Annotated in this window: 16 protein-coding genes; all 16 read right to left on the reverse strand. The window is 53.5% G+C overall.

The genetic code is table 11. The annotated features are described in order from the left end of the window. Positions 1 to 32: 32 nt before the first annotated feature. Complete coding sequence (secM, locus tag C1192_RS12490) at positions 33 to 545, reverse strand: secA translation cis-regulator SecM (RefSeq protein ID WP_000014327.1); 513 nt, start codon at positions 543 to 545, stop codon at positions 33 to 35. Between the two features lie 230 nt (positions 546 to 775). Then, positions 776 to 1,693: a UDP-3-O-acyl-N-acetylglucosamine deacetylase gene (gene lpxC, locus C1192_RS12495; protein WP_000595484.1), complete on the reverse strand. Its 918-nt coding sequence runs from the start codon at positions 1,691 to 1,693 to the stop codon at positions 776 to 778. Positions 1,694 to 1,793: 100 nt separating this feature from the next. Beyond that, positions 1,794 to 2,945 (reverse strand): cell division protein FtsZ, encoded by a 1,152-nt coding sequence (gene ftsZ, locus C1192_RS12500; protein WP_000462777.1) that lies wholly within the window; start codon positions 2,943 to 2,945, stop codon positions 1,794 to 1,796. Positions 2,946 to 3,005: 60 nt separating this feature from the next. Next, complete coding sequence (gene ftsA / locus C1192_RS12505) at positions 3,006 to 4,268, reverse strand: cell division protein FtsA (RefSeq protein WP_000588474.1); 1,263 nt, start codon at positions 4,266 to 4,268, stop codon at positions 3,006 to 3,008. Then, positions 4,265 to 5,095, reverse strand: a complete 831-nt coding sequence (gene ftsQ / locus C1192_RS12510; RefSeq protein ID WP_000075732.1) for a cell division protein FtsQ — start codon at positions 5,093 to 5,095, stop codon at positions 4,265 to 4,267. The genes ftsA and ftsQ overlap by 4 nt, the downstream gene beginning before the upstream one ends. A gap of 1 nt (position 5,096) precedes the next feature. Beyond that, the gene (gene ddlB / locus C1192_RS12515; RefSeq protein ID WP_038354955.1) at positions 5,097 to 6,017 is read right to left on the reverse strand and encodes a D-alanine--D-alanine ligase; all 921 of its coding nucleotides are present in this window, start codon (positions 6,015 to 6,017) and stop codon (positions 5,097 to 5,099) included. Next, complete coding sequence (gene murC / locus C1192_RS12520; protein ID WP_001096039.1) at positions 6,010 to 7,485, reverse strand: UDP-N-acetylmuramate--L-alanine ligase; 1,476 nt, start codon at positions 7,483 to 7,485, stop codon at positions 6,010 to 6,012. Before murC ends, ddlB begins: the two co-directional genes overlap by 8 nt. A gap of 53 nt (positions 7,486 to 7,538) precedes the next feature. Beyond that, on the reverse strand, positions 7,539 to 8,606 hold the full coding sequence (gene murG / locus C1192_RS12525; protein ID WP_000016580.1) for an undecaprenyldiphospho-muramoylpentapeptide beta-N-acetylglucosaminyltransferase: 1,068 nt from the start codon (positions 8,604 to 8,606) through the stop codon (positions 7,539 to 7,541). Then, on the reverse strand, positions 8,603 to 9,847 hold the full coding sequence (ftsW, locus tag C1192_RS12530) for a cell division protein FtsW (protein ID WP_001517743.1): 1,245 nt from the start codon (positions 9,845 to 9,847) through the stop codon (positions 8,603 to 8,605). Before ftsW ends, murG begins: the two co-directional genes overlap by 4 nt. Then, positions 9,847 to 11,163: a UDP-N-acetylmuramoyl-L-alanine--D-glutamate ligase gene (murD, locus tag C1192_RS12535; protein WP_038354954.1), complete on the reverse strand. Its 1,317-nt coding sequence runs from the start codon at positions 11,161 to 11,163 to the stop codon at positions 9,847 to 9,849. Before murD ends, ftsW begins: the two co-directional genes overlap by 1 nt. Positions 11,164 to 11,165: 2 nt before the next feature. Further along, complete coding sequence (gene mraY / locus C1192_RS12540) at positions 11,166 to 12,248, reverse strand: phospho-N-acetylmuramoyl-pentapeptide-transferase (RefSeq protein WP_000964135.1); 1,083 nt, start codon at positions 12,246 to 12,248, stop codon at positions 11,166 to 11,168. Continuing rightward, positions 12,242 to 13,600, reverse strand: coding sequence for a UDP-N-acetylmuramoyl-tripeptide--D-alanyl-D-alanine ligase (murF, locus tag C1192_RS12545; protein ID WP_038354953.1), 1,359 nt, complete (start codon positions 13,598 to 13,600; stop codon positions 12,242 to 12,244). The genes mraY and murF overlap by 7 nt, the downstream gene beginning before the upstream one ends. Continuing rightward, the gene (murE, locus tag C1192_RS12550) at positions 13,597 to 15,084 is read right to left on the reverse strand and encodes a UDP-N-acetylmuramoyl-L-alanyl-D-glutamate--2,6-diaminopimelate ligase (protein WP_000785156.1); all 1,488 of its coding nucleotides are present in this window, start codon (positions 15,082 to 15,084) and stop codon (positions 13,597 to 13,599) included. Before murE ends, murF begins: the two co-directional genes overlap by 4 nt. Continuing rightward, positions 15,071 to 16,837 carry a peptidoglycan glycosyltransferase FtsI gene (gene ftsI / locus C1192_RS12555; protein ID WP_038354952.1) on the reverse strand — a complete coding sequence of 589 codons (1,767 nt, stop codon included), beginning with the start codon at positions 16,835 to 16,837 and terminating at the stop codon, positions 15,071 to 15,073. The genes murE and ftsI overlap by 14 nt, the downstream gene beginning before the upstream one ends. A 15-nt stretch (positions 16,838 to 16,852) precedes the next feature. After that, positions 16,853 to 17,218 (reverse strand): cell division protein FtsL, encoded by a 366-nt coding sequence (gene ftsL / locus C1192_RS12560; protein ID WP_000625658.1) that lies wholly within the window; start codon positions 17,216 to 17,218, stop codon positions 16,853 to 16,855. Further along, positions 17,215 to 18,156, reverse strand: a complete 942-nt coding sequence (gene rsmH / locus C1192_RS12565; RefSeq protein ID WP_000970467.1) for a 16S rRNA (cytosine(1402)-N(4))-methyltransferase RsmH — start codon at positions 18,154 to 18,156, stop codon at positions 17,215 to 17,217. Before rsmH ends, ftsL begins: the two co-directional genes overlap by 4 nt. Position 18,157: the final 1 nt, after the last annotated feature.

The following is an 18,157-nucleotide window of genomic DNA, read 5'->3' on the forward strand; positions in this document are numbered from 1 at the left end:
GTTAATAAAATGAAATAAAGGTTTTGTCGTTATTAGCTAAGGCGTTGAGGGCCAGCACGGATACCTTGCGCCTGGCTGATCCAGACGGGCGTGCTGAATGCTGCTTGCGGAGTAAAATGCGCATAATCAATGCGATAACCATTTTCAGGCGGCGTGCCTTCCTGGGTCAGCAGCGCGCTGAGCGTATCCAGTAAAGCAAGATGTTGCGCCTGAAACGGTAAAGACTCTTCAGCAACGGGCAGCGTTTGCGGTGCCATTGCGAAGGAAAGATGACGGATTACCGTGCGAATTGCGTGTTGATGCCAGTAATCAACGGAATAGTTCGAGTTTGGGCGGCGCGTATTCGCTTCCAACAAGGCCAACTGACTAAAGTTAACTTTGGCGGAAGGCTCGTGGTTGCGGGTTGTCGCTTTTGCGGGCGCATTTGGTTCGGCGGCGTTGCTGAGCGCAGGCAAACCTAAACTCGCCGCGACCATCCCTAATAAGAGATGCGGCCAGAAGTAGCGTTTACCAAACTGTCGCCAGCGCGTCAGTATTCCACTCACGTTATTGCCATCCCAATCGTATTCAAACGTTTTTAGCGCACAAATCTTATCATTAAAGGCCGAAGTCCACAGCAGGAATGAAGATAAGTTGTGCGTAAAAGTGCTTAAGAAAACAGCGTTCGCACCGTTTCTTACGGCCCTGATAACAACTCAAAAAAAACGACTGGTTCACCTGGCCGGAGAGAGTGCCAGATTTGCCAGTCGAATTTTATACGACAGTATAAATGTCGTTATGCCAGTACCGTCGAAGGCGCTTTGAAGGCCAACGGCAGTTCTGCGTCGTCCTGGAAGGTCACATATTCCCAGGCTTCCTGTTTTGCCAGGACAGCCTGCAACAGTTTGTTATTCAGTGCATGACCGGATTTATAGGCGGTAAATGCACCAATAATATTGTGACCACACATGAACAAGTCACCGATCGCGTCAAGCATTTTGTGACGCACAAATTCGTCTTCAAAACGCAAACCGTCTTCGTTCAGTACGCGATAATCGTCAACAACGATGGCACAATCGAAGCTGCCGCCCAGGCACAAACCACGAGACTGCAGATATTCAATATCGCGCATGAAACCGAATGTACGCGCACGGCTGATCTGACGCATAAATGCATCAGCAGAGAAGTTCATCGCATAGCGTTGATTGCTGGAATCGATAGCCGGATGGTTGAAATCGATGGTGAAATCCAGCGAAAAACCATTATATGGCTTAAATTCAGCCCACTTATCGCCATCTTCGACACGAACAGTCTCTTTGATGCGAACAAATTTCTTGGCGCAGTTGAGTTCGTCGATACCAGCATCAAGCAGCAGGTAAACAAACGGAGCAGCGCTGCCGTCCATAATCGGGATTTCCGGTGCGTTAACTTCGATAACGATGTTATCGATGCCTAAGCCCGCGAGCGCAGCGTTCAAGTGCTCAACGGTTGAAATCCGTACATCATGCTCGTTGACCAGACACGTACAGAGCATGGTATCACGCACAGATTTGGCATCGGCCGGGAAATCTACCGGTGGATTCAAGTCGGTGCGACGATAGATGACCCCGGTGTTGGCCGGCGCAGGGCGTAACGTCAGGGTGACTTTCTTGCCGGTATGTAAACCGACACCCGTCGCCTGAACGATACGTTTAAGTGTCCTTTGTTTGATCATCGTATTATCTCGCCAAATTATCTATCCAACCGAAGTGTACTATACATTCGGCAGGCCAGTTTAGCACAAAGAGCCTCGTAACCCAAATTCCAGCTTATTCTTAGTCAGCTTGCTTACGCAAGAATGCAGGGATATCCAGATAATCAGGTTCTTTCGCGGTTTGCGGCGTATTGTCGTTCACCACTTTAGCGACCGGTTTCTGTTCCTGAGTCAGCGGTGCCATACCGTGCTGTTGGTAACGATCCATCACCGGCTGCTGAACTTGTTTATTGGTCACGAGAGTGATTTCAGGACGTTTGTCCATGCCGATGCCTGTTGCAACCACGGTTACACGCAGTTCATCGTTCATATCCGGGTCAAGAGATGTACCGATAACCACAGTCGCGTTATCCGAAGCAAATGCACGGATGGTGTTACCTACGGTTTCGAATTCATCCAGACGCAGGTCGAAGCCCGCCGTGATGTTAACCAGCACGCCGCGCGCGCCAGACAGGTCGATGTCTTCCAGCAGCGGAGAAGAGATAGCCATTTCAGCCGCTTCTTCCGCACGGTCTTCGCCGCTTGCCACACCAGAACCCATCATCGCGTAGCCCATTTCAGACATCACGGTACGAACGTCTGCAAAGTCGACGTTCATCAGACCCGGACGAGTAATCAGTTCAGCGATACCCTGAACAGCACCTTTCAGCACATCATTCGCTGCGCCAAACGCATCAAGCAGGGAAATACCGCGACCGAGCACCTTCAGCAGTTTATCGTTCGGGATGGTAATCAGTGAGTCCACATGCTTGGACAATTCAGTGATCCCCTGCTCCGCGAAGGCCATACGCTTCTTGCCTTCAAAGTTGAAAGGCTTAGTCACGACAGCAACGGTCAGGATCCCCAAATCTTTTGCAACTTCAGCAACGACCGGCGCAGCACCTGTACCAGTACCGCCCCCCATACCTGCTGCAATAAATACCATGTCTGCACCTTCCAGCGCCGCACGCAATGCATCGCGATCCTCATCAGCCGCATTACGGCCAACTTCTGGATTAGCGCCAGCTCCCAGTCCTTTGGTTATACCACTACCGATCTGAATCGTCTGCCCAACCGCTGTTTTACGCAGCGCCTGTGCATCGGTATTTACCGCGAAGAATTCAACACCTTCAATGCGCTCACGCACCATGTGCTCAACAGCATTACCGCCGCCGCCGCCGACGCCGATGACTTTAATCACCGCGTCGTTGGTAAGTTCCATTGGTTCAAACATAGTTTCTCTCCGATATGTGCCTGTCGCCTGAGGCCGTAATCACCGTCGACCTCATAAAAATTAAAACTCTTTTCGCAGCCAACTATTGAGTCGCTTGATCCACGAGCCAACTGATGCTGTAACACGTTTTTCTACTTCCGCTTCACCGTTAAGATGTGACTCTTTCCCGTAGTGAAGCAATCCCACAGCCGTCGAGTAATACGGCTCCTGAGCATAATCAGTTAAACCAGTGATATTCAGCGGCGCGCCAATACGCACCTGCGTATGAAACACTCGCTGAGCGCAGGCGGCAAGACCTTCGATCTGCGCCGCGCCACCGGTTAATACAATGCCCGCCGCCAGGTGATGTTTCACACCTTGTTGGCGAAGCTTTTCCTGCAACTGCAATATCTCTTCGTTGACCAGATTGAGCAGCTCGGTATACCGTGGCTCAATCACCTCCGCCAGCGTCTGACGTTGCAGACTACGCGGTGGTCGCCCACCTACGCTCGGCACTTCCACACTCTCATCTTTACCAACGATGGAGCCTAACGCGCAGCCATGGCGAACTTTAATCGCTTCGGCGTCGCTTGGCGGCGTGCCAAAGGCATAGGCGATATCACTGGTCACCACATTGCCAGCATAAGGAATTACCTTGGTGTGGCGCAATGCCCCACCGGTATAAACGGCGATATCCATTGTACCACCACCGATATCGACGACGCAGACTCCCAATTCACGTTCGTCTTCCGTCAATACCGAATAACTTGATGCCAGTCCGGCAAATATCAGTTGGTCAACTTTCAGGCCACAACGTTCAACCGCTTTAACAATGTTTTTCGCCATATCATTGTGACATGTGATCAGGTGCACTTTTGCCTGCATTCGCACGCCGGAAAGCCCCACCGGGTTCTTGATCCCTTCCTGATAGTCAATCGCGTACTCTTGCGGGATCACGTGCAACACACGATGTTCATCACGCACGCGCACCGATTTCGCGGTATGGACGACGTTTTCCACATCTTCTTGCGTCACTTCTTCTTCAGAAATGGGCACCATACCTATTTCATTCTGACAACTGATGTGCTTACCAGAAAGCGCCAGATATACTGAAGAGATCTGACAATCTGCCATCAATTCTGCCTGGTCAATAGCGCGTTGTACGCATTTGACCACGGATTCGAGGTCGTTAACCCCGCCTTTATCCATACCACGTGATGGGCAACTGCCCACACCAATGATATTGACCATACCGTCGGGCAGAACTTCCCCTACTAAAGCGGCAACCTTCGCGGTACCAATCTCCAGTCCTACTACCAGTTTTCTGTCCGTCGCCTTGATCATTGTTGTTCTGCCTGTGCCTGATTTTGTTGCTGAGTAGATTCCTCTGGCGGCAAGGGCGCCCAGCCTACTGCCGCACCAGAGTCATAACGCAAATCAACGTAGCTAATCCGTTTGCCATCGGTTTGCGCCTGCTGCTGTAAAACCGGATAAAGTTCTACAAAGCGAGCCAAACGTTTCATCGTATCGCCCCGGCCAAGGTTGAGCTTAATATCGTTATTCAGCGTCAACTGCCAGGAACGCCGCGCGGTCATCGCCGCTTCCTTCAGAGTAAATCTGTCCTTTGCCAGCATCTGCCCCATTTCGCGATAGCCCTGCAACACTTCATTTGCGCTGCCTTCCGGGCCATACAACATCGGGAGCACCTGCTTGCTGGTGCGATCTGGTGGCACGCTGAAGGTATTTCCTTCGGCGTCTACCATATGTTGATCATTCCACCGCGCAATCGGCACATATTCAACCAGATGAATCTTCAATTCATCAGGCCACTGCTTTCTGACGCTCACCTGCTTAATCCACGGCAGGCGTTGTTCTATTTGCGTCTGGATGATGTTGACATCCTGGGTCATAAAAGTACCCGGCTCACCCAACGCCAGGATCGACTGCCGGATATCGTCATTACGCGTGTAATGCCGTTCACCGGTCAACACCAGCTTTGAGAGCGGCAGGCGTTGCGCATCTTCCATCCAGCCCAACACGACCCAGCCGCTCACCAACACTGTCGTTAAAACCGTCAGCAGGAAAAGGATCCCCGCCAGACGTGTTCCATTATTGCGGCGAGAAGAAATCTCTTCCTCGCTGTTTCGCGTGTTCAGAGCAGCCTGCGACATATTAGTCCGCCAGTTCCAGAATTCGTACTACCAACTGCGAGAAGCTTAACCCCGCCTGACGCGCCGCCATCGGCACCAGACTATGGCTGGTCATACCCGGTGAGGTATTGGCTTCCAGCAGATAAAACTGTCCATCACTGTCCAGCATGACGTCAATACGCCCCCATCCTTTGCAGCCTAAAGTCGTCCATGCTTTCAGCACTAATGCCTGCAAATTGGCCTCTTGTGACGCTTCCAGACCTGCGGGGCAGAAATACTGTGTCTCATCAGAGAGATACTTTGCCTCATAATCATAGAAGGTTCCGGCGGGTTGAATACGTATTGACGGTAAAATTTCTTCACCGAGTATCGCAACCGTGAACTCCGGCCCACTTAGCCATTTTTCAATCAATACTTCTTCATCGTGCTGAAATGCCAATCTTAATGCATCTTGTAGAGCATTTTCTGCTACTACTTTTGACATTCCAACGCTGGAACCTTCGCGACTCGGCTTGACAATAAGCGGCAAACCTAAGGCAGAAATTTCTGCTAACTGCTTATCACTAAGGCCTTTTTCAAATTCTGCGCGGGTTAATGCCACCCACGGCGCTACCGGTAAACCTGCTCCCTGCCACAGCAATTTGCTGCGTAGTTTATCCATTGAAAGCGCAGATGCCATCACCCCGCTGCCGGTATAAGGTAGCCCCATCAGCTCGAGCATGCCCTGCAATGTGCCGTCTTCACCGCCGCGCCCGTGCAGAGCGATAAATACTTTCTGAAAGCCCATCGCCTTCAGTTGCATCACGTCGACTTCTTTCGGATCGACAGGATGCGCGTTGATACTGCCTTCACGCAGCCCGGCTAACACTGCAGCACCAGAATTCAAAGAAACTTCTCTCTCTGCGGAGTTCCCGCCCAACAGGACCGCGATTTTATCAGTCATGTTGCTCTTCCTCCGGAGTTTGCGGCTTCAGTTTGATTTCAGCTAAAGAACGAGCAATTTTTCCGATATTACCCGCCCCCTGCACAAGAATCAGGTCGTTACCAGTTAATACCGGTGCTAACATCTCGGCTACCTGCGCCGGATCAGGCACCAGAATGGGATCAATTTTCCCACGTCCACGAATTGTACGACACAACGAACGGCTGTCCGCTCCCGGAATCGGTGCTTCGCCAGCCGGATAAACGTCCAGCATCAATAAGGTATCGACCTGGGTCAGGACATTGGCAAAATCGTCATACAGATCACGAGTGCGGGTGAAACGGTGCGGCTGAAACAGCATCACCAGGTTTTTATCCGGCCAGCCAGCACGCGCCGCTTTAATCGTGGCATCCACTTCTGTCGGATGGTGGCCGTAGTCATCGACCAGCATTGCTGTACCGCTTTTACCGTTGACCGGCTCCAGCGGAAACTCACCGAGGAAATCAAAGCGACGACCGGTTCCCTGGAAGCTCTCCAGCGCACGCAGAATAGCGTCGTCGTCAATCCCCTCTTCCGTGGCGACCGCAACCGCAGCGGCAGCGTTCAGCGCATTATGACGGCCTGGCGCATTCAGAGTAACGCGCATCGGCTCTTTGTCCTGGCGCAGCAACGTAAAGTGCCCCTGCGGGCCAATCTGCTGATAATCTTCCACACGAACGTCAGCATCTTCACTGAAACCATAAGTGGTAATCTGACGGCCAACGCGCGGTAACAACTCACGGATCACCGGGTCGTCAACACACATCACCGCACGTCCGTAAAACGGCAGGTTGTGCAGAAAATTAATAAAAGTCTGTTTTAAATTCTCGAAGTCACCCTGGTAGGTATCCATGTGATCGGCTTCGATATTGGTGACAATCGCCACCATCGGTTGCAGATGCAGGAACGATGCGTCGCTCTCATCCGCTTCGGCAATCAGGTAACGCCCGTGACCTAAACGTGCATGAACACCCGCCGCTTTTACCAGCCCACCGTTAACGAAGGTCGGGTCGAGGCCCGCTTCTGCGTAGATGCTGGAAACCATCGCGGTGGTGGTGGTTTTACCGTGTGTCCCGGCAATGGCGATGCCATGACGAAAACGCATTAACTCGGCCAGCATTTCCGCACGACGAATAACCGGAATACGCGCTTCATGGGCAGCAACAATCTCTGGGTTGTCAGCAGAAATCGCGCTGGAAACAACGACCACGCTGGCGTCACGCACGTTTTCCGGGCGATGGTTGAAGTAAATCGTCGCCCCCAGATTCATTAACTGCTGCGTGACCGGATTTGGCGCTAAATCGGAACCACTGATCTGATACCCTTCATTGGCCAGAACTTCGGCAATACCGCCCATACCGGCACCACCGATGCCGACAAAGTGTATGTGCCGAACGCGACGCATTTCGGGCACGATGGAACGCAGTTTTGCCAATTGTTGTGTATTCATTCTTTACGCCATTAACTTCTCAAATTCATGCGATGCAAAAGGCATCGCCACAATTACGCCCGGGCAGCCCGGCTCACTTCATTTGCCACTCGCTCGGTGGCATCCGGAATGGATGCAGCACGGGCGCGTTCTGCCATGGTTAATAAGGTTTCTCGCGACCACCCGGCCAGGGTGTTGGCGACAGCGTCCACAGTAAGTTGCGGTTGCTCGATAATTTTGGCTGCGCCCGCTTTTTCCAGCGGCAGCGCATTCCAGTATTGCTGGCGGTCTTTATGCTGAAACGGCACAAACAATGCCGGTAGCCCCGCCGCGGCGATTTCACTCACCGTCAACGCGCCGGAGCGGCAAACAACGACATCCGCCCATGCATAGGCCGCCGCCATATCATCAATAAATTCTGTCACTTTATGCTGCGGTTGCCCCGCTTCGGCATAAGCCTGTTCAACAGATTGTTGCGAACCTTTGCCACTCTGATGCCAGATAGTTACCGTATCGCCCAGCTTTGCTGCGACCTGAGGCATTGTCTGGTTAAGAATACGCGCGCCCTGCGAACCACCCACCACCAACACACGAATCGGGCCTTCACGCCCGGCCAAACGTTGCTGCGGTAACGGCAGCGCCAGCACATCGGTACGCACCGGGTTACCAACCACTTCCGCATTGGGGAAAGCGCCTGGAAACGCCTGCATCACTTTGGTGGCAATTTTCGCCAGCCATTTATTGGTCAAGCCTGCAATGCCGTTTTGTTCGTGAAGTACAACCGGAATGCCTAACGACCATGCTGCCAGACCACCTGGCCCGGAAACGTAACCGCCCATCCCGAGCACCACATCAGGCTTGTAAGCTTTCATAATTGCCCGCGCCTGCCGCCAGGCGTTAAAGATACGCAGCGGAGCCACGAGTAATGCTTTGATCCCCTTACCACGCAGGCCGGAGATACGAATAAAGTCGATCTCAATACCGTGCTTCGGCACTAAGTCCGCTTCCATACGATCGGCAGTACCCAGCCAGCGAACTTGCCACCCCTGGGTCATTAAATGGTGCGCAACCGCCAGCCCGGGGAACACATGTCCGCCAGTACCGCCAGCCATCACCATTAATCGCTTCCCTTGACCACTCATCGTGAACCTCGTGCAAACGCCTGCGCTTTCTCCAGACGCGTTTCATAATCAATACGCAACAGCATCATGATGGCTGTCGACATAATCAGTAAACTCGAACCACCGTAACTGATCAGCGGCAATGTCAAACCTTTGGTCGGTAGCATCCCCGCCGCCGCGCCTACGTTAACCAGCGCCTGGAAACTAAACCAGATGCCAATTGAACAGGCGAGAAAACCAGAAAAGCGGTGGTCAATTTCTAACGCTTTACGGCCAATCGACATCGCACGAAAAGCGACGAAGAATACCATTAAAAGCGCCAGCACCACACCGATATACCCCAGTTCTTCTCCGATAATGGCGAAAATAAAGTCAGTATGCGCTTCCGGCAGATACTCCAGTTTTTGTACCGAGTTACCTAAACCTTGCCCCCACAATTCGCCACGACCAAACGCCATCAATGATTGCGTCAACTGATAGCCGCTGCCGAACGGGTCTTCCCACGGGTTCCAGAACGCGGTAACGCGGCGAATACGGTATGGTTCAGCGAGGATCAGCAACACAACTGCTGAAATCCCCATGCCGATAATGGCAATGAATTGCCATAATTTCGCCCCCGCCAGGAACAGCATCGCCAGCGTGGTCACAAACAACACCACCACCGTACCGAGGTCAGGCTGCGCCAGCAGCAACACTGCCAGTACCAGAATCACCCCCATCGGTTTCAGGAAGCCGCGCAAGTTATTACGCACTTCGTCACCTTTGCGCACCAGATAGTTGGCGATATAGCAAAACAGCGACAGCTTAGTCAGTTCCGCAGGCTGAATACGCAGCAGGCCGAGATCGATCCAACGCGATGCCCCTTTAACTGAGCTACCCACCACCAGCACGATCATCAGCAAGATGATTGACCCGAGCAGCATTGTGGCGCTGTAGCGCTGCCAGAACTCCATCGGCAGGCGCAGCGTAATGATCGCCAGAATGAACGCCAGGATCAGGTAAACACCATCACGCTTCGCGAAGAAGAACGGATCGTTGGTTAAGCGTTGCCCGATGGGCATTGACGCCGAGGTCACCATGATAAAGCCAATCGCCGCGAGGCCGAAGGTCAGCCACAGCAAGGTACGATCGTACATGATCAGGCTGTCGGTATCTTTTTCCCGCGAGCCCATCACCCAGCCCTTCAGCGCCGTGGAGATCCAGACCAGGATACTGAATCCCGGCAGACGCGGCATTTTCAGGCGAGGGAAAGATAAACGCATCAACCAAACTCCTTCGCCAGACGAGCAAATTCATTGCCCCGTTGTTCAAAGCTCTTGAACTGATCGAGGCTGGCACAGGCCGGAGAGAGCAGAACCATATCTCCCGGTCGCACGCGCGGAGCCAATAGACGCATCGCCTGCTCCATGGTTTCGGTTTGTTCAGCCACTTCCGGGCGTAAAGCCGCTAACTGCGCACCGTCGCGACCGAAGCAATACAGACGAACGTTATCGCCATTCAGATAGCGCGCCAGCGGACTAAAATCCGCCGATTTGCCATCGCCGCCTAACAACAAGTGCAGCGTACCGTCAACATGCAAGCCGTTTAGCGCGGCTTCCGTACTGCCGACGTTGGTAGCTTTCGAGTCGTTAATCCAGCGTACGCCATTGTGCTCAAGCACCACTTCAAAGCGATGCGGCAGACCGGTAAAAGTCGTTAGCGCTGTCAGGCTGCTGGCTCGCGGTAACCCTGCGGCATCCGCCAGCGCCAGTGCCGCCAGCGCATTGGTGTAGTTATGTTGTCCTGAAAGTTTCATCTCTTTCACGTTCAACACTTTCTCACCTTTCACCCGCAGCCAGGTTTCGCCCTGCTGATGATTCAGGTGATAGTCACCCATGTTGACGCCAAAGCTGACGCAACGTTCATCCGCACCGCGGATCGGCATCGTTAAGGCATCATCGGCATTAACCACGCAAACTTTCGCATTTTCGTAAATGCGCAGTTTTGCCGCACGATACTGTTGCAAACCAAACGGATAACGATCCATATGATCTTCAGTTACGTTCAGAATGGTCGCTGCCACCGCCTGTAAACTGGAGGTTGTTTCCAGTTGGAAGCTCGACAGTTCCAACACGTACAGTTCGCACTCATCATCGAGTAACATCAACGCTGGCAGACCAATGTTGCCACCGACGCCAACGTTAACACCTGCTGCTTTCGCCATTTCGCCCACTAAGGTGGTGACCGTACTTTTGCCGTTAGAACCCGTGATCGCCACAATCGGCGCTTGCGCTTCGCGGCAGAACAGTTCGATATCACCAACGATTTCGATTCCGGCATCGGCAGCGGCGCTTAAGGATGGATGCGCCAGCGCAATGCCGGGGCTGGCGACAATAAGATCTGCCGCCATCAGCCATTCATCATTAAGACCGCCAGTATGACGTTCTACCGTTTCGGGTAATTTATCCAGGCCAAGCGGTGTCATACGCGTATCCATAACGCGCGGCGTCACGCCGCGAGCAAGGAAAAAGTCTACGCAGGAAAGCCCGGTGAGGCCCAGGCCGATAATGACGACATTTTTACCCAGGTAATCAGCCATGATTAACGCACCTTCAGCGTTGCCAGACCAATCAGGACCAGCATCAGCGAAATAATCCAGAAACGCACGATGACACGCGGTTCCGGCCAGCCTTTAAGTTCATAGTGGTGATGGATCGGCGCCATGCGGAAAATACGTTGCCCGCGCAGTTTAAAGGAGCCGACCTGCAAAATAACCGACAGGGTTTCGACAACAAACACGCCCCCCATAATCACCAGCAGGAATTCCTGACGCAGCAGCACAGCGATAATGCCCAACGCGCCACCTAACGCCAGCGAACCAACGTCGCCCATAAAGACCTGCGCGGGATAGGTGTTAAACCACAGGAAGCCCAGCCCTGCCCCGACTATCGCGGTGCAGACGATAACCAGCTCCCCGGCGTGTCGCAGATACGGTATATGTAAGTAGCTGGCAAAGTTCATGTTGCCGGTAGCCCAGGCCACCAGTGCAAAACCACCTGCGACAAAGACGGTCGGCATAATGGCCAGACCGTCGAGGCCATCGGTCAGGTTTACCGCGTTACCCGTACCGACAATCACAAAATACGCCAGCAGGATATAAAACAAGCCTAACTGCGGCATCACATCTTTAAAGAACGGCACCACCAGTTGCGTTGCTGGCGTGTCTTTTCCTGCAAGATAAAGTGCGAAAGCAACGCCCAACGCAATCACCGACATCCAGAAATACTTCCAGCGCGCGATCAAACCTTTGGTGTCTTTGCGCACGACTTTGCGATAGTCATCAACAAAACCAATAATGCCGTAACCGACCAGCACCACCAGTACGCACCAGACATACGGGTTGGAGGGATAAGCCCACAAGATCACGGAGACGACAATCGCAGTCAGGATCATGATCCCCCCCATGGTCGGCGTGCCGCGCTTACTGAAGTGTGATTCAGGGCCATCGTTACGAACAACCTGCCCGAAGGAGAGTTTTTGCAAATGAGCAATCATGCGCGGGCCCATCCACAATGAGATGAACAGCGCAGTCAGCAGGCTGACGATGGCGCGAAACGTCAGATAGGAAAAGACGTTAAAGCCGGAATAATATTTGACCAAATGTTCGGCCAGCCAAACTAACATGTCCCATTCTCCTGTAAAGCGCGTACTACCTCTTCCATGGCAGCACTACGTGAACCCTTAACTAAAATCGTAATCACCTGTTGCTCTGCAATCAGTGATTTAAGACGCGTAATCAACGCGGATTTATCAGCAAAATGTTCGCCAGCACCGCTGGCGGTGCTGATAGCATGGCTTTGCTTGCCCACGCTTAACACGCGGTCAATACCAGCCGCCTTCGCCGCTTCCCCCACTTGGAGATGACAGGCATCACTTTCAGCACCCAGCTCGGCCATATCACCAACCACCAGCACGCGATAACCCGGCATTTCAGCCAGTACCTGAACTGCGGCGGTCATTGAGCCAACATTGGCGTTATAGGAGTCGTCGAGCAGCAACTGGTTTTCCGCCAGTTGAATGGGGAAAAGACGACCAGGAACAGCTTGCAGATTTGCCAGTCCCGTTTTGATGGCATCAAGCGTTGCACCCACGGACATGGAGAGCGCCGCGGCAGCCAACGCATTTGCGATATTGTGACGCCCCGGCAGCGGCAGCAGAACATCGACGCTACCTGTTGGGGTTTGCAGCGTAAATTCAGTACCATGTGAAGTCACATGGATATTGGTAGCGGTAAAATCGCTGTTGGCGGCATTTGGCGAAAAACGCCACACTTTGCGTGAGCCAATCACACTCTGCCAGTTCAGCCAGTCGTTGTTATCGGCATTCATGATAGCGATACCGTTTTCTGGCAGGCCGGTAAAGATTTCGCCTTTCGCTTTCGCGACACCCGCAAGCGAGCCGAAACCTTCCAGATGCGCAGCCGCCAGATTGTTGACCAGTGCGGCTTCCGGACGGGTCAGGCTAACAGTCCAGGCAATTTCGCCCTGATGGTTAGCGCCAAGCTCAATGACCGCGTAATCGTATTCCGGCGTTAAACGCAGCAGCGTCATTGGCACGCCGATGTCGTTGTTGAGATTGCCAGCCGTATAAAGCGTGTTGCCACACTGACTTAAAATCGCCGCGGTCATCTCTTTCACGGAGGTTTTACCGGAGGAACCGGTCAGGGCAACCACACGAGCAGGAACTTGCTGACGAACCCATGCTGCCAGTTCACCAAATGCCAGACGCGTATCGTTAACGATTAACTGTGGCAGGTCGATATCCAGCGGACGGCTAACCAGCAGCGCGCCCGCCCCTCCAGCTTTCGCCTGGTCGGCAAAATCATGGGCATCGAAACGTTCGCCTTTCAGGGCGACGAACAGACAGCCAGGCGTCAATTTACGGGTATCGGTGGTTACGGCGTCAAGGGTGATATCAGCCCCTTTCAGTTCGCCGTTGAGAATATTCGCCAGTTGGCTAAGGGTTACACTAATCATGCGATTACCCCCAGCAAACGCGCCACCGTGACGCGATCGGAGTAGTCCAGACGCTGATTACCGACAATCTGGTAATCTTCATGGCCTTTACCCGCGACCAACACGACATCATTTTCTTTCGCCTGCATAACGGCGCACGTTACCGCTTCTGCGCGCCCTTCCATCACTTTGGCATGTCCGGCGTCTAACATCCCCGCCAGAATATCGTTGATGATGGCACGCGGCTCTTCAGTACGCGGGTTGTCATCCGTTACCACCGCCACGTCGGCAAACTCTTCAGCAATCGCCCCCATCAGTGGGCGCTTGCCTTTATCGCGATCGCCGCCACAGCCGAAGACGCACCACAGCTTACCCGCACAGTGCAGGCGCGCAGCCTGCAAGGCTTTTTCCAGCGCATCCGGAGTGTGAGCATAATCCACAACAACCGTCGGTTTGCCTGGCGCAGTGAACACTTCCATACGTCCGCAAACCGGTTGCAGACGCGCGGCGGTTTTCAGCAGGTCAGCTAATGGGTAACCGAGCGCCAGCAGCGTCGCCAGCGCCAGCAGCAGGTTACTAACGTTGAATGCGCCCATCAGGCGGCTTTCTATTTCCCCATCGCCCCAGCTTGAGGTGAAGCGAATGGTCGCACCGCTGTCGTGATAGTTCACGCCAGTCGCTTTCAACCAGCGGCCATGACAGTTCGGATTGATATTTTCTTCCATCGACACGGCAACCGCGTCCGGCAATTTTGCCAGCCAGCGGCGGCCTACTTCGTCATCAGCGTTGACAATCGCCTGACCGCAATGATGTTCGGAGTAAAGCAACCATTTCGCCGCTTCGTAGTGTTCCATATCACCATGATAATCAAGGTGATCGCGACTTAAGTTAGTAAAGACCGACGCCGCAAATTTCAATGCCGCCACACGGTGCTGTACCAGCCCGTGTGAGGAAACTTCCATTGCGCAAAAAGTCGCGCCCTGATCCACCAGCCCCGCCAGCTCATGCTGAACGTCGACTGCCGAACCGGTGGTATTTTCCGTCGGGATCACTTTACCCAGCAGGCCATTACCAACAGTGCCCATTACCGCGCTGGTTTCACCAAGCAGTTGGCTCCATTGCGCCAGAAGCTGAGTCGTTGTGGTTTTGCCGTTGGTGCCCGTTACGCCCACGAGACGTAGATTGTCAGAGGGTTCATGGTAAAAGCGACCCGCCAGTGCTGATAAACGCTCGTTGAGCTGACTGAGATAGATGACTGGTACACCGTGCATTTCACGGATTTCACCGTCGGTCGCCTCATCTTTCGCCTCTGCAATAATGGCAGCCACACCTTGCGCTATCGCCTGCGGGATATATCGACGCCCGTCCGCCTGATGACCTACTACAGCTACAAAGAGATCGCCCGACGCAGCCACACGGCTGTCAAGTGTCATCTCTCGCAGTGCTCGCGAAGGTGCGTCTGGCACCCACGGAGCAAGAAGGTCGCGCAAATTACGATCTGCCACCTGTCCCCTCGCCTTGATTAATCACAAATTCATTTTTATCACCCGTTGTCAGCGCATCCGGCTCGATGTTCATGGTGCGCAATACGCCGCCCATGATGGCACCAAAGACCGGCGCGGAAACGGCACCGCCGTAGTATTTACCCGCCTGCGGATCGTTGATAACAACAACCAGCGCGAAGCGCGGCTGACTCGCAGGCGCAACGCCTGCGGTATAAGCAATATATTTATTGATGTAGCGACCATCCGGCCCGACCTTTTTCGCAGTACCGGTTTTAATAGCAATGCGATAGCCTTTAATCGCCGCCTTCACACCGCCACCGCCTGGTAGCGCCACGCTTTCCATCATATGTACCACGGTGCGGACAATGGATTCCGGGAAGACGCGCTCACCGGGAACCGGGGGGTCAACCTTGGTAATCGACAGCGGGCGATAAATGCCGTAGCTGCCGATGGTTGCGTAGACTCGCGCTAACTGTAACGGTGTTACCATTAGCCCGTAGCCGAAAGAGAAGGTGGCCCTCTCTATGTCAGACCACCGTTGTTTTTGAGGATATAAGCCACTGCGTTCTCCGACCAACCCCAAATTGGTCGCTTTTCCCAGTCCAAAACGTGAGTAAGTATCTACTAACGCTGAGGACGGCATCGCTAACGCCAGCTTGGAAACACCGACGTTACTCGACTTCTGTAAAACCCCGGTCAGGGTCAATTCGCTGTAGCGCGCCACGTCTTTGATTTCGTGGCCGTTAATTCGATAAGGAACGGTATTCAATACTGAGTTTTCCCGCACCACACCACGTTGCAACGCGGTCATCACCACCATCGGTTTAACCGTTGAGCCAGGTTCAAACACGTCGGTGATGGTACGGTTACGCATCGCCTCTTTCGGCGTGCCACTCAGATTGTTTGGGTTGTAAGACGGGCTGTTAGCCATCGCCAGCACTTCGCCGGTATTGACATCCACCAGCACGGCACTACCGGATTCTGCCTTGTTAAAGGCCACCGCGTTGTTCAGTTCGCGATAAACCAGCGCCTGCAGGCGTTCATCAATACTCAACGCAAGGTTGTGCGCCGCCTGGCTGTCGGTGGAAGAAATATCTTCAATTACGCGGCCGTAGCGGTCTTTACGCACAATACGCTCGCCCGGTTGCCCAGTGAGCCATTTATCAAAACTCTTCTCAACACCTTCAATCCCCTGGCTATCGACGTTGGTAAAGCCAATGAGGTGAGCGGTCACTTCGCCGGACGGATAGTAACGGCGGGATTCCTCACGCAGATGAATCCCCGGTAGTTTTAGTTTTTTGATGTAGTCAGCCATGTCAGGGTTAACCTGACGCGCCAGATAGATAAAACGTCCTTTCGGATTGGCGTTAATGCGGGCTGAGAGCTGATCCAGCGGAATGTTAAGTGCGTTAGCGAGCGCCTTCCAGCGGTCACCGACGCTGATGCCGCCAGCGTCATGCACTTCTTTCGGGTCAGCCCAAATCGCTTTTACCGGTACGCTCACCGCTAACGGACGACCAGAGCGGTCGGTAATCATGCCGCGGGAGGTGGAGACTTGCTGAACGCGAAGAGAGCGCATATCGCCCTCTTTCACCAACATGTCCGGGGAGATAACCTGTAACCACGCTACGCGTCCCAGCAGAAAAGCCAGTGCCAGCAAAATACAGCCGCATAACAACGCAAAACGCCAACTGATAAAGTTGGCATGTTCGTCCTGACGTTTTGGTTTCTGCGTTTTCGCCGCTGCTTTCATGCGTCGCGTTTATCCTTATTTTTGCACTACAATATTTTCTTGTGATGGATCAACATGCTGCATCTGCAGCTTCTCTGTGGCGATCCTTTCCACCCGGCTATGGTCACCGAGCGCATTCTCTTCAAGAATCAGGTTGCGCCATTCAATGTCTAAAGCGTCTCGCTCCAGCACCAGTTGTTCGCGCTGAGCGGTCAGCAAACGGGTATGGTGCGCCGTGGTCACCACGGTCACCGCCGTCAAGATAATGCAAATGAACAGACAGAGTGGCAGCTTCCCGAACCGCAAAAGATCGTCACCGATAACGCCAGGCAAGGCATGGCGCTCGTGGCTTCCCATCGATCCTTTAACTTTGCTTAGAGCTTCTGTCACTCTGCTGATCATGCGTTCGTCCTCTCTGCAATACGCAGAACTGAACTTCGGGCACGAGGGTTCTCAGCCACCTCTTCTTCGCCCGGCATCAACTTGCCTAGTGCTCGCAACTGACGGCCACCCAGTTTTTTGAGCTGCTCTTCGGTCATCGGTAACCCTGCCGGAACCTGCGGACCGCGACTGTTTTCACGCATAAAGCGTTTCACTATACGATCTTCCAGCGAATGAAAACTGATGATCGAAAGCCGCCCACCCGGGGCCAGCACGCTGAGCGAGCTTTTTAGCGCCTGCTCTATCTCCTCCAGTTCACTGTTCACCCAAATGCGCACCGCCTGGAAGGTACGGGTCGCGGGATGTTTGAATTTGTCCTTCACCGGGGTTGCCGCAGCAACGACTTCCGCCAGTTCTTTGGTACGGGTCATCGGCTGTTCGCGGTTACGCTCAACAATGGCGCGCGCAATGCGTTTGGCAAAACGCTCTTCGCCATAAGTTTTTAATACCCAGGCAATATCAGCTTCTTCTGCGCTTTGTAGCCACTCGGCGGCAGACTGGCCGCGTGTCGGATCCATACGCATGTCCAGCGGACCGTCGCGCATAAAGGAAAAACCGCGTTCTGCATCATCGAGTTGCGGTGAAGAGACACCAAGATCGAGAAGAATTCCGTCAATCTTGCCGATAAGATCACGCTCAGCGACGTATTCGCCCAGCGCGGAGAAAGGTCCATGTATGATGGAGAAGCGCGGATCATCAATAGTCTTTGCGACGGCGATAGCCTGCGGATCGCGATCGATTGCCAACAAACGCCCCTCTTCGCCAAGTTGCGAAAGGATCAGACGTGAGTGACCACCGCGACCGAAAGTCCCATCAATGTAAATGCCATCAGGACGGATATTGAGGCCGTTTACGGCTTCGTCCAGCAGCACCGTGGTGTGTTTATAGTTTTCCATCATT

The sequence above is a fragment of the Escherichia marmotae genome, from assembly GCF_002900365.1.
Classification (GTDB): domain Bacteria; phylum Pseudomonadota; class Gammaproteobacteria; order Enterobacterales; family Enterobacteriaceae; genus Escherichia; species Escherichia marmotae.